Here is a 13,470-nt window from a genome sequence, read left to right as displayed (position 1 = left end):
TCTTGCGATGGATTCTTGTTCGCTCGGGGTGAGCCTGCCCACGAAACGGGGAACGCTCACCACCAGATCCCGCTGAATCCCCGGTAGATCCCCCCGGTCGGCCGAAATGCGCTGACTCTGTGTTGTTATCGTGCCGACCGCAAAGCGATGCTTTCCCCGTGCGTGACGATAGCGTGAGTTGATTCCTTCGGTGACAACGGACGTCGACAAGAGCACACCTACGGCATTTGTCCGTGGGCGTTCGCTCCTGGGCGCATTGATCCGTTCCGCGCGTCCCCGCCAATGGGTGAAGAACGTCCTCGTCTGCGCGGCCCCGTTGGCCTCTGGGCAGATCGGCGAGCTGGACGTTCTGTTCGGCACGCTGGTGGCGTTCGTGAGTTTCTGCCTGGTCGCCTCCGCGATCTACTTGATCAACGACGTCAGGGATGTCGAGGAGGATCGCCGCCATCCGGTGAAGCGGTTCCGCCCGATCGCCGCCGGCCTCGTGTCGCCGCGCGCGGCCGTCGTCCTGGCGGTCGTCCTGCTCGCAGGAGGGCTCGGGCTCAGCCTGCTGGCGAGCGTCTATCTCACCGTGACGCTCGGCGTGTACGCGGCCGCGTCGCTCGCCTATTCGCTGTGGTTGAAGCACGAGCCGGTGATCGACATCGCCGTCGTGGCTTCGGGATTCCTGCTCCGCGCGATCGCCGGTGGCGTCGCTGCGGGCATCCCGTTGTCGCAGTGGTTCTTGCTGGTCGCGAGCTTCGGCTCGCTGTTCATGGTCGCGGGGAAGCGCTACTCGGAGCTGCGCGAGCTCGGGCCTGGATCGGAGACGCGTCGTTCGCTCGAGGGGTACTCGACGACGTACCTGCGGTTCGTCTGGACGCTGTCGGCGACGGTGACCGTGGCGGCGTACAGCCTGTGGGCGTTCGAGATGGCGAACCAGAGCGTCGGCATCAAGTGGGAGGCGATCTCGATCGCGCCGTTCGTGCTGAGCCTCCTGCGGTACGCCGTCGACGTCGACAAGGGCGAGGCCGGCGAGCCGGAGGACATCGTGCTGCGCGATCGCGGCCTTCAACTGTTGGGAGTCGCGTGGCTTCTGATCTTCGTCCTAGGGGTGTTCGATGACTGAGCGACGGGTGCTGCACGGCTGGGGCCGGACGGCGCCGACGATGGCGAACGTCGTACCCGTGACCTCGTACGACGCCGTCGCCCACGCGCTCAAGGACGCGGGGCCGCGCGGAGTGGTCGCGCGCGGACTGGGCCGCAGCTACGGCGACGCCGCGCAGAACGCCGGCGGACTGGTCATCGACCTCACCGGGCTGGACCGCGTGCACTCGGTGGACGTCGACGGCGCGACGGTCGACGTCGATGCCGGGGTCAGCCTGGACACGTTGATGCGTGCGCTGTTGCCGTGCGGGCTCTGGCTGCCGGTCATCCCCGGCACCCGGCAGGTGACGGTCGGCGGCGCGATCGCGGCGGACGTGCACGGCAAGAACCACCATGTCGACGGCAGCTTCGGCAACCACGTGCTGTCGATGGAACTGCTGACCGCCAACGGCGAGGTTCGTACGCTCATGCCGGAAGGTCCGGACGCCGCCGCGTTCTGGGCGACGGTCGGCGGGATGGGGCTCACCGGGATCGTGCTGCGGGCGCGGATCCGGGTGAAGCGGGTCGAGTCGGCGTACTTCGTCGTCGACACCGAACGCACCGAGAACCTCGACGAGCTGATGGACCGGCTCTCCGACGGCGACGACCAGTATGCGTACTCGGTCGCGTGGTTCGACTCGGTGACGACCGGGCCTCGCTTGGGGCGCGCGGTGCTGACCCGCGGCCGATCGGCGCTGCGCGACGATCTTCCTCGCAAGCTGCGTTCGGCTCCGCTGCGGTTCGCCGCTCCTCAGCTGGCGACGATGCCGCCGCTTTTCCCCAGTGGGTTGGTGAATCGGCTGACCGCGTCGGCGTTCAACGAGCTGTGGTACCGCAAGGCACCGAAGAACCGGCACGACGAGGTCCAGAACATCACCCAGTTCTTCCACCCGCTGGACATCGTCGCGGAGTGGAACAGGGTGTACGGGCCGCGCGGCTTCGTGCAGTACCAGTTCGTGTTGCCGTTCGGCGCGGAGTCCACGTTCCGGGCCTGTGTGTCGGCGATCGCGTCGTCGGGGCACGTGTCGTGCCTGAACGTGCTCAAGCGCTTCGGTGCCGCGAACCCCGCGCCGCTCTCGTTCCCCAACCCTGGTTGGACTCTCGCGGTCGACATCCCCGTCGGCCCGGGCCTCGGTGACCTGCTCGACGCGCTGGACGCGATGGTGCTCGAGGCCGGTGGCCGGGTCTATCTCGCGAAGGACTCGCGGGTCGCGCCGGAGACGCTCCGGGCGATGTACCCGCGGCTCGACGAGTTCAACCGGGTACGTTCAGAGCTCGATCCCGACGGAGTGTTCTGCTCCGACCTGTCCCGGAGGCTGCAACTGTGATCAACGCGACCGGCAAGCCCCAGTCGATCCTGCTGCTGGGTGGCGGCTCCGAGATCGGCCTCGCGATCGTCGAGGCGCTCGCGGGCGGCCAGCCGCTGCGGGTCGTCCTGGCGGGGCGTCCGTCGGCCAACCTCGACGCTTCTGCCGCGCATCTGCGCGGGCTGCGATGCGACGTCGAGGTGCTGCCGTTCGAGGCGCGTGCGACCGAGACGCACGAGGAGGTCGTCGCGAAGGCGTTCGCCGGCGGGGACATCGACGTGGCGGTGGTGGCGTTCGGCCTGCTCGGCGACAACGAACAAGCATGGACGGACGTGTCCGCGGCGGTCGAGCTGGCGGAGGTCAACTATGTCGGCGCGGTGTCGGTCGGAGTGGCGCTGGCGGACCGGATGAAGCAGCAGGGGCACGGCGTGATCGTCGCGATGTCGTCGGTCGCGGGGGAGCGGGCCCGGCGTTCGAACTTCGTGTACGGGTCGACGAAGGCGGGGATGGACGCGTTCTACACGGGTCTGGGCGACGCGGTGCGCGAGTTCGGCGTGCGGGTCGTGGTGGTGCGGCCGGGCTTCGTGACGACGAAGATGACAGCCGGCTTGCAGTCCGCGCCCTTGTCGGTGTCCGCGGACGAGGTGGCGGTGGCGGTCCGTACGGCGGTGGCAGGCCGCGCGGAGACGGTGTGGGTCCCCGCCACGTTCCGCGTGGTGATGTCAGCCCTGAGACACCTGCCACGCCCGATCTTCCGCCGCCTGCCCCTCTAGGACGGACCCTCGCGTTCGTCCAGGGCCTTGCTGAGCTCGGAGATGATCTGGTCGCCTGCGCGCTTGTGCCACTGGGCTCGGTATTCGGCCAACGCTGACACGGGTTTGCGGCCGGTCACGATCTGGTTGACGTAGTCCTTCTCCAACGTCTCCAGCACCCCGCTCTGCCGGCTCGCCGTCTGGGAGAACAGGCCGGCGGCGGGGTTGGCGACGGAGTTCTGGACCATCTTCTCGCAGTACGCGACGGCATCGCGGATCGGCTTCTCGCCGCCGACGGAGTAGTAGTAGAACGGCGCTGTCCACGACGAGAAGCCGATCACGTCGTTCGCCATCGCACCCTCCGAGCGCGGGAGCGGCGCGCCCTTCTTGCTGGGGTCGCGGTCGTACGTCACGCCTTCCTTGCCGAACGAGCCGATCATCCGCTCCACCGAGCCGTACGCCGCCCAGAGGTAGTCGATGACCGACAGCACCTCCTCCAGCCGCTTGCGGTCCTTGCCGACCGAGGCCGGGATCACCGTCCGCGCCCACCAGCCAGACGTCCGCGGGAACGTGAACTTGCCGTCCTTCCCCGGCGGAGTGATCGCGCGGATCAGCGGGTTCTTCGCGTACATCCCGACGAACGGCTCGTAGATCGACCCCGCGATCCCGGTCTTCACGAACCCGAGCTCGCCACCGATGAACTTGTCGATCGCCTTGGCCTCCTGCGTTCCCAGCGCCAACGCGTCGGGGTGGAACGCGCCCGCCTTCCACAGCTCGGCGGTGTACTCCAGCGACGCCTCGTACTCGTCGGTGTCCAACGCGGGCGTCAGCTTGCCGGCGTCGAGCCGGAACTCGTTCGGCACCATGAACATGCCGCTGAGGAAGATCCGCAACGCGCCCGGGTACGCGCCGAGCCCCCACGTCCGCTTCCCGGACACCGGATTCCCCTTGGAGATAGCGGACATCACCGTGAGGAACTCCTCCGGCGACGACGGCACGTCCGGGTAGCCGAGCTTCGCGGCCCAGTCGCCGCGGTAGCGGAACTGCATGTCGGCGTACGGCAGGTCCACCGGCACGCCGAAGATCCGCCCGTTGATCGACGAGTTCTCCCACTGGTCCTGACGAATGTGCACGAGGTTCTTGTACTTCTTCACGCCGTCGCCGGCCAGGATCTCGGTGAGATCGGCGAACGCGCCCTGCCGAATCGCCTTGTCCGACGCGGGAGTCGGCAGCATCTCGGTGATGTCCGGCAGGTCGTTGCTCGCGAGCATCGTCGAGAGCTTCTGGTCGTACGCGTCCGCCGGGACGAAGATCGCCTTGTACTCCGTGCCGAGCCCCTCGTTCAACGCCTGCCAGTACTTGTTCCCGGTCAGCGGCGTCGGCGCGTTGCCCCACACGATCTGGAACACGCTGACCGGCTTGACGCCCTTGAACGGCGCGGACGTCGACGTGAACAGCTCCTTCGGGAACGTCACGTACCCCGGCGGCACGCCGTCGACGGTGCTCACGATCGCCCCGTCCACCTTGGGCAGCGGGACGAACGCGGGCGGGTCCGGCAGCTTGCCCGCGCCCTTCTGCGGTCCGGCCGAGCTGGAGCCTGACCCGGACCCGCCACACGCGGCGAGGGCGAGCGAGGCGGCAGTCCCGAGGCCGAGGGAGAGCGCGGCGCGGCGGCTCAACGGTGCTGGACTCGATGGATTCATGGCAGTCTCCTTCCGCCGATCAGCCCTTGATGGCGCCGGTCAGCACGCCTTTCGTGAAGTAGCGTTGGGCAAACGGGTAGATGACGAGGATCGGAAGAGTGGCGAGGACGACGACCGCCATCGACACCGCCTGAGCGGGCGGCGGCACTGAGTTGGGATTCTCGAACTGCGACAGCGGCGTGCCCTGCAGCACGTACTGGTTGAGCACGAGCTGGATCGGCCACTTCGACGCGTCGTTGAGATAGAGCATCGCGCCGAAGAACGAGTTCCAGTAGCCCACCGCGTAGAACAACGCGATCACCGCGACGACCGCCTTCGACAGCGGCAGCACGATGCGGGTGAAGATCCGTACCTCCCCGGCGCCGTCGATGCGCGCCGCCTCGAACAGCTCGGTGGGGATCTGCATGAAGAAGTTGCGGACCACGACCATGTTGAACGCCGAGATCAGCCCGGGCAGGATCAGTGCCCAGTACGTGTCCAGGAGGCCGAGTCCCTTGACCAGCAGGTAGTTCGGGATGATGCCGGCACCGAACAGCATCGTGAACAGCACCAGGTAGAGGATCGGCTTCGCGCCGGGCACCTCGCGCGTCCGGGTGAGCCCGTACGCCAACGTGATCGTGAAGAACACCGACATCGCCGTCCCGACCAGCGTGACGCCGGCCGACACCCACAGCGCGCGGGTGACCACTCCGCCCTGCAGGATCGCGCGGTACGCGTCGAGCGTCCACTCCGACGGGATCAGCGACGCCTGCATCGTCGAGCCCGCGGCTGAGAACGAGGCGAAGATCACGTACGCGAACGGGTACAGCATCACCAGCACGATCGCCGCGATCACGAGCGCTTTCACGCCTCGGATCGGTGCGCTCGGCGGCCGCAACCAGGGGGACGCCATCTAGAACAGTCCTTCCGCGCCGGAGCGTTTGGCCAGCTTGTTCGCGGCCAACACCAGCAGCGTGCCGACGATGCCCTTGAGCAGGCCGGCCGCGGTCGAGATGCCCCAGTCGCCGCCGAGCACGCCGCGGTAGTAGACGAACGTGTCGAGTACCTGCGCCGCGTCCGCGCCAACTGCGGGCTGCTGCAGGATCAGCTGCTCGAACCCGACAGACAGCACCGAGCCGAGCCGCAGGATGAGCAGCAGCATGATCACCGGGACGATGCCGGGCAGCGTCACATGCCAGATCCGGCGCAGCGGCCCGGCGCCGTCGCAGGCGCTCGACTCGTACAGGTCCTGCGGGATCGCGGTGATCGCGGCGAAGAAGATGATCGTTCCCCAACCGGTCTCCTTCCAGATCACCTGCAGCGTGACGAGCAGCTGGAACGTGTCGGGGTTGGACATCACGTTCACCGAGTCGCCACCGAACAGCTGAGCCAACTGCGAGACCGCGCCGGCGCCGCCGAGCACCTCCTGCCAGATCGAGATCACGATCACCCAGGAGATGAAGTGCGGCAGGTAGACGATCGACTGCACAACGCGCTTCACGCGCTCCGACAGCAGCGAGTTGAGCAGCAGCGCCAGCGCGATCGGCGCCGGGAACGCGAACACGATCTGCAGCAGCGAGATGATCAACGTGTTGCGCAACGAGTCGATCAGCTCGGGACCTGTCAACAGGGCTTGGAAGTTCGCCATCCCGACCCACGGTGAGCCGGTGAAGCCGAGGAACGGCGAGTAGTCCTGGAACGCCACGACGTTCCCGAGCAGCGGCACGTACGCGAACACCACGAAGAACAAGAAGCCGGGGATGATGAACGCGTACATCCAACGGACACGCAACATCCGGTGCAGCAAGGTGCTGAGCCTTCCTGGACGACTGCTCAGCACAGTAGGAGCGGGCCTGGTTCACGCCTAGGTGGCCGGTCGTTTGCGGGGAGACCACTGGTGCGTCCACCGCTGGACAATCCCCGCGTGCCGGCGGCGACTCGGGCAGACAACTGGTCTCCTCCGATTGGGACCAGGCGCGGGCTAAAACCGTTTGTGGGCGACGCCTCGCGATCCGTAGCGTGAGGCATTCCATGTCAACGCCGACCAACCGCCGCCGTTCCGTGCTGCGTCACCTCTGGCCTGGGCGCCGGGCGGCCGCAGCGCTGGCCGCTGCCATCCTCGCCACGACCGTGCTGCCGCTGCTCGCGCCCCAGTTCACCAAGGCCTTCGTCGACGGCGCGATCGCGGGGGAGAGCGCTCAGCAGCTCATCCTCATCGCCCTCGGCTACCTCGGCCTCGCGGTCTCCGGCCAGGGCGCCCGGGTCGTCACCGCCTGGCTGGCCAGCCAGCTCGCCTGGGACGGCACCAACCGCATGCGCGAGGGCCTCGCCGAGCACGCGATGAGCCTGGACATGGCGTACCACGGCAAGCGCACGCCTGGGGAGATGATCGAGCGCGTCGACGGCGACGTCGTGGCGCTGGCGGAGTTCGTCGTCGCGTTCATGCTCGACGTCGTGGCCAGCCTGCTCTTGCTCGTCGGCGTGATCGCGGTCGTGCTCACGGTCGATGTACGCATCGGTGGCGTCCTGCTCGTCTACTGCGCGCTGGTCGGGCTGGCGATGGTGCGCGCGCAGCGGCTCGCCGTCCCGGCGGCGACGAAGGTGCGCGAACGGTTCGCCGCGCTGTTCGGCAGCCTCGAGGAGCAGCTCGCGGGCGCGGAGGACATCCGGGCGAACGGCGCCGGTCACCACCTCGTCAACCGCTACCACGGCAAGGCCGCCGAGGTCTATCGCGCCGACCTGAAGGCCGAACGGATCGGCGGCGCGCTGTTCGCGGGCACCAACATCGCGTTCGCGCTCGGCACCGCGATCATCCTCGGCCTCGCCGCGTGGGTGCAGCAGAACGGCACGCTCACGGTCGGTACCGCGGTGCTGCTCTTTCAGTACACGCAGATGGTGCGGGCGCCGTTCGAACGCATCATCGACCAGATCCAGCAGTACCAGAAGGCGCTCGCCGGCGTCGCGCGGATCGGCCAGCTGTTCGCCGAGCAGCGCACGCTGCCCGAGCCGGAGGAGCCGCGGCCGCTGCCCGCGCACGGTCCGCTGAGCCTGGAGCTCGACCACGTCGGGTTCGCCTACGCCGACGACGACGAGCAGGTGCTGTCCGACATCACACTGTGGCTGGAGCCGGGGGAGACGCTCGGCCTGGTGGGGCGGACAGGCTCGGGCAAGACCACGATCGCGCGGATGGTGCTACGGCTGTACGACCCGACCCAGGGCACCGTTCGGCTCGGCGGCGTCGACCTGCGCGACACCGATCTCGCCTCGGTCCACCGCCGGATCGCGGTGGTGACGCAGGACGTGCAGCTGTTCGCGGCGAGCGTGCGGGACAACCTGATGCTGTTCCGCGGCGACGCCGATGACGACCGGCTCCGTTCGGTGCTCGAGTCCGTGGGACTCGGCGACTGGCTGCGGGACCTGCCGAACGGGCTCGACACCGAGCTCGGCGCCGCGGGCAGTGGCGTGTCGGCCGGCGAGGCGCAGCTGCTGGCGTTCGCGCGCGCGTTCCTCACCGATCCGGGGCTGGTCGTGCTCGACGAGGCGTCGAGCCGGCTCGACCCGGCGACCGAGCTGCACATCGAGGACGCGATCGAGCAGCTGCTGACGAACCGGACGGCCGTGCTGATCGCGCACCGCCTGTCGTCGCTGGCGCGGGTGGACAAGATCGCGGTCGTCAACGACGGCCGGATCGTGGAGTACGGACGGCGCGTGGAGCTGGCCGCCGACCCGAGCAGCCGGTTCTCCCATCTGTTGGACGCGGCGGGAGTTGCACGATGAGCCGGATCTCCGACGCACTGCTGGTCGTCGGACGGATGACGACGTTCACCAAGAAGCGGTACTTCGGCGGCACCGTGATGTGGGCCGCGTTCATCATCACGCCGATCGTGACCGGGCTGGTGCTGAAGTCTCTGTTCGACGTGATCAGCGGGCAGAAGGCCGCCACGCTGGAGAACGCGATCTGGCTGTGCGCGGCGTTCGTCGCGGTCGAGACCGTACGCGGTGGGCTGCTCTGGCTGGCGCTGAACTTCTTCTGGCCGTACTGGTGGAACGGCGCCTCGACGATCCTGCAGACCAACCTGCTGCGCTCGATCCTCACCGCGCGCGGTCCGGCGGCGAGCCGGCTGCCGCACTCGTCGGGCGAGGCGGTGTCGCGGTTCCGAGACGACGTGCACGATCTGGTGGTCCTCGCGGACAACCTGGTCGACCTGGTGTCGGCGTTCGCGTTCGCGGTGATCGCGTTCATGATCATGCTGGCGATCTCCCCGGTGATCACGCTGGCGCTCGTGCTGCCGATGATCGTCGTGATCATCCTGACCCGGCTGCTCAGCGACGTGATCCGGCGGATCCACTCGCGGGCTCGCGCGCTCGGTGCCGCGGTGACGGCGTACATCGGCGAGATCTTCAGCGGCGTGCTCGCGATCAAGACCGCCGGGGCCGAGGACGCGGTGCTGGAGCGGCTGCGGGCGCACAACCGGGCGCGGCGGGAGGCGGCTGTCAAGGACAGGTTGGCGATGGACCTGCTCGACACCGCGACCGGCGCCTCGGTCGAGATCTCGATCGGGCTGATCCTGCTGCTCGCCGCTCCGGCGATGCGGCAGGGGACGTTCACCGTCGGCGACCTGGCCCTGTTCACGTCGTACGTGGGATGGCTGACGTTCCTGCCGCGGATGATGGGGCGGATGCTCTATCGCGTACCGCAGGCGGCGGTCGCGACCGAGCGGCTGAGCCGGCTGATGGCCTCGCACGAGTCGGTGGACGACATGTCGAAGCACGGTCCGCTGTGGTTCGGTCAGGAGGCGCCGCCCGCGTCGCTGCCGGTGCCCACGCGGTCGGATCCACTGCACGTGCTGGAAGCCTCCGGGCTGACCGTGGTGCACGGGGACACCGGGCGGGGGATTCGCGAGGTGTCGTTGCGGATTCCGCAGGGTTCGTTCACGGTGGTGACGGGCGCTGTCGGTGCCGGCAAGACGACGCTGGTCCGGGCGCTGTTGGGGCTGTTGCCGGTGTCCGCGGGCGAGGTGCGGTGGAACGGGTCGGTGGTGGACGATCCGGGGACGTTCATGGTCCCCGACCGGGTGGCGTACGCGGGTCAGGTGCCGCGGCTGTTCTCGGAGTCGCTGCGGGAGAACCTGCTGCTCGGTTGGCCCGCCTCGGATGCCGACCTCGGTCGGGCGGTCGAGCTGGCGACGTTCGAGCAGGATCTGGCGGACATGCCGGAGGGCCTGTCGACCGTCGTGGGCCCGCGCGGTGTGCGGCTGTCGGGTGGCCAGGTCCAGCGGGCGACCGCGGCACGTGCGCTGGTCCGTACGCCCGACCTGCTCGTGGTCGACGACCTCTCGTCGGCGTTGGACGTGGAGACCGAGCACCAGCTGTGGGACCGCATCGCCACCGCGGCGTCCGTGGGCCGCGGCCCGTCGACCCTGCTGGTGGTGTCGCACCGCCGCGCGGCGTTGGAACGAGCCGACCAGGTCGTCGTCCTGGACCGCGGCGAGGTCGTCGGCTCCGGCCCGCTGGACCACCTCCTCCGCACCTGCCCCGAGATGCGGCGGCTGTGGTCGGAGGAGTCCATCGTCGAAGCCGAAGAGGAACAGCCTGCCCAGACCCGGGTCTAGCTCGGCTGAGCAGGGACCTCGTTCGTCTGCGCCAGGAGGGCGACGGCGGTGGTGATGCTCTGGCGGAGGCGGACGGGATCGGCGAGGGACTGCTGGTCCAGGACGGGGCCGAAGGGGCTGACCGCGGACCAGGCGGTGGCCAGCGACATGATCGCGGTCAGCAGGAAGTTCGGGTCGAACGTGCTCGCCAGCTGACCGGAGCGTTGGGCGGCGGCGAGCTCGGCCACCTTCCCGCTGTGGGCGGCGCCGCGGGACTGCACGGCGCCCGCTTCCGGCGTCCGCTCGAGGGCGAACCAGGCCATCAGCCGCATCACGTCCGGCCGCGCCAGCGCGAACTCGAACACCCGGGCCGCGTACCCCGGCAGGTCGTCTGGCGTGAAGTCCACCGCCTCGTACACCTGCAGCAGGCTGCGGTCGAGCACGGCCGCGAACAGCTTCTCCTTGCTGCCGAAGTAGATGTAGATCAGGTTCTTGTTGCAGCCCGCGGTCTGCGCGATCCGGTCGACGCGCGCGCCGGCGATGCCGTACGCGGAGAACTCCGCCATCGCGGCCGCGACGATGTGCTCCTTCGTCGCCTCGGCGTTGCCCACTGCAGCCATGCCGGCCATCCTAGCGAAGCGTTGACTAACTGGTTAGCGAGCAGGTAGCTTGCTGGCTAACCAGTTAGTTAGGAGACCTGAATCCCATGACTGCTCCCGGAGGCGTCCTCGCCCTCGCGTCCGATCTGACGATCAGCCGGATGGGCTTCGGCGCCATGCAGCTCGCCGGCCCGAACGTGTTCGGCCCGCCCCGCGACCGCGACCAGGCGCTCGCCGTCCTGCGCGAGGTCGTCGACCTCGGCATCACCCACATCGACACCAGCGACTTCTACGGCCCGACCGTCGTGAACGCTCTCATCCGCGAGGCGTTGTCTCCGTACCCGGCCGACCTGCGCATCGTCACCAAGGTCGGCGCCCGCCGCGACTCCGCCGGCGCGTGGCTGCCGTCGTTGGACAGCGCCGACCTGGAGAAGCAGGTCCACGAGAACCTCGAGCACCTCGGCGTCGAGTCCCTCGACGCGGTCAACCTGCGGCTCGCGACGTTCGAGGGCGACAGCGACGAGTCGATCGCCAAGCCGTTCGAGACGTTGGCTGCCTTGAGGGAGCAGGGCTTGATCAGGCACCTCGGCCTCAGCGGCGCGTCTGGCGCGCAGCTCACCGAGGCCCAGTCGATCGCACCGGTGGTCACCGTGCAGAACCTCTACAACGTCGCGCACCGCCGCGACGACGCGATGGTCGACCGCTGCGCCGCGGAGGGGATCGCGTACGCCGCGTTCTTCCCGCTCGGCGGCATGCTGCCCCTGCAGGCCGAGACCCTCGCCAAGGTCGCCGCCCGCCTCGACGCGACCCCGCACCGGGTCGCGCTCGCCTGGCTGCTGCAACGCTCGCCGACGATCGCCCTGATCCCCGGCACCTCGTCCCTCGCCCACCTCCGCGAGAACGTCGCCGCCGCCGACCTAGCCCTGCCAACCGAAGCAGTCGCGGAGCTCGACGCCATCACCGCCTGACAACCGACCTGGGGGCGCGTCGGGGCCAATGATCGTGCTTACATGATCATTTGGCGCTTTACGTGGGGTGGACGCCAGGTAGAGGGGTGGTTGCCGTGTGAGGTGCCCCAGCCGGCGGCGCGCGCTCCGCCGGCCCCGGCCCCGGCCGCTGCTCTAGGCGGCTGGGGTGAGGCGGTGGTTGCGGAGTGGTTGTTGGTGGGGGTCGATCCAGTCGGGGGGTAAGAACTCGGGTAATCCGTCTCGTGCGATGCGGACTTGCCAGGCGCCTTGGTGGATGAGGCGGTGGTGGTAGCCGCAGAGTAGGACTCCGTTGTCGCGGGTGGTGGGTCCGCCCTGGCTCCACGGGGTGAGGTGGTGGGCGTGGCACCAGCCTGGTGGGCGGTCGCAGCCGGGGAACGCGCAGCCGCCGTCGCGGAGTTCGAGGATGCGGCGGAGTTTGCCTTGGAAGAGTCGCTGTTGGGTGTCGGTCAGCAGTGTGACGCGGCCGGGCTGGTCCTCGGGCTTGACCAAGAATGCCCGGTCCGCTTCGCACATGAGTTGGTCGACGAGTTTGCGGGACAGTTCGATCCCGGTGTGCAGGGTCCGTCCACCGGTGTTGGTGAGGGTGACGACCAGTTGGGTGGGGTTCCCGCCATGGGAGGGGACGAGCCGCTCGGCGAGGAGTCGGCGGCAGGCCTCGTCCATTGCGTCGACGTTGCGTTGTTCGGGGAGGCGGGTGTCGCGGCCGTCGGGTCCGGGCTGCGGCGCGGCCAGCGGGTCGAGAACCAGCTTGAGGCGTTCCCCGACGAGTTTGGGGAGCCGGGCGGTGACCCGCCACGTCCCTGACGTGGCGTCGAAGGACATGCGGAGGAACCGGTCCCGTTCGGCGCTGGCCTCTTCTTGTTTGAGCTTCAACTCCAGGACCTGGTCAGCAAGATCCGGCGCGACGGTCTCCAAGAGCCTGTTCCCGACCTTCGACAAGACCTTCGGGTCGAAGATGGCGGCGTTCTTCAGCAGGGTCGCCTCCACCTCGGAGCGGAGTTCCGGGGTGGCGATGTGGGAGGGCAGCATCGTCACGACCCGGGAGATCACTCGTGCGTGCGGAACAGAAATCTCGCCGCTAGCCAACGCTTGCGCGGTGGCCGGCAACTCCGCGTCGAGATGAGAGGCCAGTTTCACCATCGCCCCGGCCTCCGCAGTCGGGACCCGAAGCCGACCGGCGACCCACTGCGCGGTGTTCGCCGCACCAGCGGTGACGGCGAGGTTGCGGGCGTCGGCCTCGCGGATCAGTTCGAGCTGGCGGCCCTCGAGCCGGTTCAGCTGGGTGGCGTTGTCGAGGAGTGCGGTGGTGAGTTGGTCATCGGACATCGACCACGCCGAGACACCATCGGCGGTGCCGGTGGTGTTCGAGCGGGTGGTCGATTCCATAGCAGAATTCTACCAGCCGAGTCAGGCTAATGCCCAACC

Annotated in this window: 11 protein-coding genes; 6 read left to right on the top strand and 5 right to left on the bottom strand. The window is 68.7% G+C overall.

Translation table 11 applies throughout. The features are described 5' to 3' along the window. The first annotated feature begins 190 nt into the window (after nucleotides 1-190). The 3 genes from JOD67_RS32495 to dprE2 are packed head-to-tail and all read left to right on the top strand — an operon-like array spanning nucleotide 191 to nucleotide 3,205. Complete coding sequence (locus tag JOD67_RS32495; protein ID WP_205121514.1) at nucleotides 191-1,108, top strand: decaprenyl-phosphate phosphoribosyltransferase; 918 nt, start codon at nucleotides 191-193, stop codon at nucleotides 1,106-1,108. Next, the gene (gene dprE1 / locus JOD67_RS32490) at nucleotides 1,101-2,453 is read left to right on the top strand and encodes a decaprenylphosphoryl-beta-D-ribose oxidase (protein WP_205121513.1); all 1,353 of its coding nucleotides are present in this window, start codon (nucleotides 1,101-1,103) and stop codon (nucleotides 2,451-2,453) included. Before JOD67_RS32495 ends, dprE1 begins: the two co-directional genes overlap by 8 nt. After that, nucleotides 2,450-3,205 (top strand): decaprenylphospho-beta-D-erythro-pentofuranosid-2-ulose 2-reductase, encoded by a 756-nt coding sequence (gene dprE2, locus JOD67_RS32485; RefSeq protein WP_205121512.1) that lies wholly within the window; start codon nucleotides 2,450-2,452, stop codon nucleotides 3,203-3,205. The genes dprE1 and dprE2 overlap by 4 nt, the downstream gene beginning before the upstream one ends. On the opposite strand, the gene JOD67_RS32480 is transcribed toward dprE2, so the two are convergent. The 3 genes from JOD67_RS32480 to JOD67_RS32470 are packed head-to-tail and all read right to left on the bottom strand — an operon-like array spanning nucleotide 3,202 to nucleotide 6,661. Further along, complete coding sequence (locus tag JOD67_RS32480; RefSeq protein ID WP_205121511.1) at nucleotides 3,202-4,887, bottom strand: extracellular solute-binding protein; 1,686 nt, start codon at nucleotides 4,885-4,887, stop codon at nucleotides 3,202-3,204. The two genes, dprE2 and JOD67_RS32480, sit on opposite strands and share 4 nt — an antisense overlap. Before the next feature lie 19 nt (nucleotides 4,888-4,906). Continuing rightward, the gene (locus JOD67_RS32475; RefSeq protein WP_205121510.1) at nucleotides 4,907-5,779 is read right to left on the bottom strand and encodes a carbohydrate ABC transporter permease; all 873 of its coding nucleotides are present in this window, start codon (nucleotides 5,777-5,779) and stop codon (nucleotides 4,907-4,909) included. After that, nucleotides 5,780-6,661 (bottom strand): ABC transporter permease, encoded by an 882-nt coding sequence (locus JOD67_RS32470; RefSeq protein WP_205121509.1) that lies wholly within the window; start codon nucleotides 6,659-6,661, stop codon nucleotides 5,780-5,782. 236 nt (nucleotides 6,662-6,897) lie between these two features. Between JOD67_RS32470 and JOD67_RS32465 the strand changes: the two genes are divergently transcribed. Together JOD67_RS32465 and JOD67_RS32460 are read left to right on the top strand one after the other, a co-directional pair. Then, nucleotides 6,898-8,643: an ABC transporter ATP-binding protein gene (locus tag JOD67_RS32465; RefSeq protein WP_205121508.1), complete on the top strand. Its 1,746-nt coding sequence runs from the start codon at nucleotides 6,898-6,900 to the stop codon at nucleotides 8,641-8,643. Further along, nucleotides 8,640-10,478: an ABC transporter ATP-binding protein gene (locus tag JOD67_RS32460; protein ID WP_239554135.1), complete on the top strand. Its 1,839-nt coding sequence runs from the start codon at nucleotides 8,640-8,642 to the stop codon at nucleotides 10,476-10,478. Before JOD67_RS32465 ends, JOD67_RS32460 begins: the two co-directional genes overlap by 4 nt. Here JOD67_RS32460 and JOD67_RS32455 read toward each other — a convergent pair. Then, complete coding sequence (locus JOD67_RS32455) at nucleotides 10,475-11,077, bottom strand: TetR family transcriptional regulator (RefSeq protein WP_205121507.1); 603 nt, start codon at nucleotides 11,075-11,077, stop codon at nucleotides 10,475-10,477. The genes JOD67_RS32460 and JOD67_RS32455 overlap by 4 nt on opposite strands. Nucleotides 11,078-11,163: 86 nt before the next feature. On the opposite strand from JOD67_RS32455, the gene JOD67_RS32450 reads away from it, so the two are divergent. Next, nucleotides 11,164-12,024 (top strand): oxidoreductase, encoded by an 861-nt coding sequence (locus tag JOD67_RS32450; protein ID WP_205121506.1) that lies wholly within the window; start codon nucleotides 11,164-11,166, stop codon nucleotides 12,022-12,024. 153 nt (nucleotides 12,025-12,177) lie between these two features. Here the strand turns inward: JOD67_RS32450 and JOD67_RS32445 are convergent, their stop codons facing one another. After that, nucleotides 12,178-13,431: an HNH endonuclease signature motif containing protein gene (locus JOD67_RS32445; protein WP_205121505.1), complete on the bottom strand. Its 1,254-nt coding sequence runs from the start codon at nucleotides 13,429-13,431 to the stop codon at nucleotides 12,178-12,180. Nucleotides 13,432-13,470 lie beyond the last annotated feature (39 nt).

This window comes from Tenggerimyces flavus, assembly GCF_016907715.1.
GTDB classification, from domain to species: domain Bacteria; phylum Actinomycetota; class Actinomycetes; order Propionibacteriales; family Actinopolymorphaceae; genus Tenggerimyces; species Tenggerimyces flavus.
This window is presented reverse-complemented; position numbering and strand designations above follow the sequence as displayed.

Bases quoted from the DNA above. Each gene is read 5' to 3' on its own strand.
- dprE1 (WP_205121513.1), top strand. From the start codon at position 1,101: ATGACTGAGCGACGGGTGCTGCACGGCTGGGGCCGGACGGCGCCGACG.
- JOD67_RS32480 (WP_205121511.1), bottom strand. From the start codon at position 4,887: ATGAATCCATCGAGTCCAGCACCGTTGAGCCGCCGCGCCGCGCTCTCC.
- JOD67_RS32475 (WP_205121510.1), bottom strand. From the start codon at position 5,779: ATGGCGTCCCCCTGGTTGCGGCCGCCGAGCGCACCGATCCGAGGCGTG.
- JOD67_RS32470 (WP_205121509.1), bottom strand. From the start codon at position 6,661: ATGTTGCGTGTCCGTTGGATGTACGCGTTCATCATCCCCGGCTTCTTG.
- JOD67_RS32465 (WP_205121508.1), top strand. From the start codon at position 6,898: ATGTCAACGCCGACCAACCGCCGCCGTTCCGTGCTGCGTCACCTCTGG.
- JOD67_RS32460 (WP_239554135.1), top strand. From the start codon at position 8,640: ATGAGCCGGATCTCCGACGCACTGCTGGTCGTCGGACGGATGACGACG.
- JOD67_RS32455 (WP_205121507.1), bottom strand. From the start codon at position 11,077: ATGGCTGCAGTGGGCAACGCCGAGGCGACGAAGGAGCACATCGTCGCG.
- JOD67_RS32450 (WP_205121506.1), top strand. From the start codon at position 11,164: ATGACTGCTCCCGGAGGCGTCCTCGCCCTCGCGTCCGATCTGACGATC.
- JOD67_RS32445 (WP_205121505.1), bottom strand. From the start codon at position 13,431: ATGGAATCGACCACCCGCTCGAACACCACCGGCACCGCCGATGGTGTC.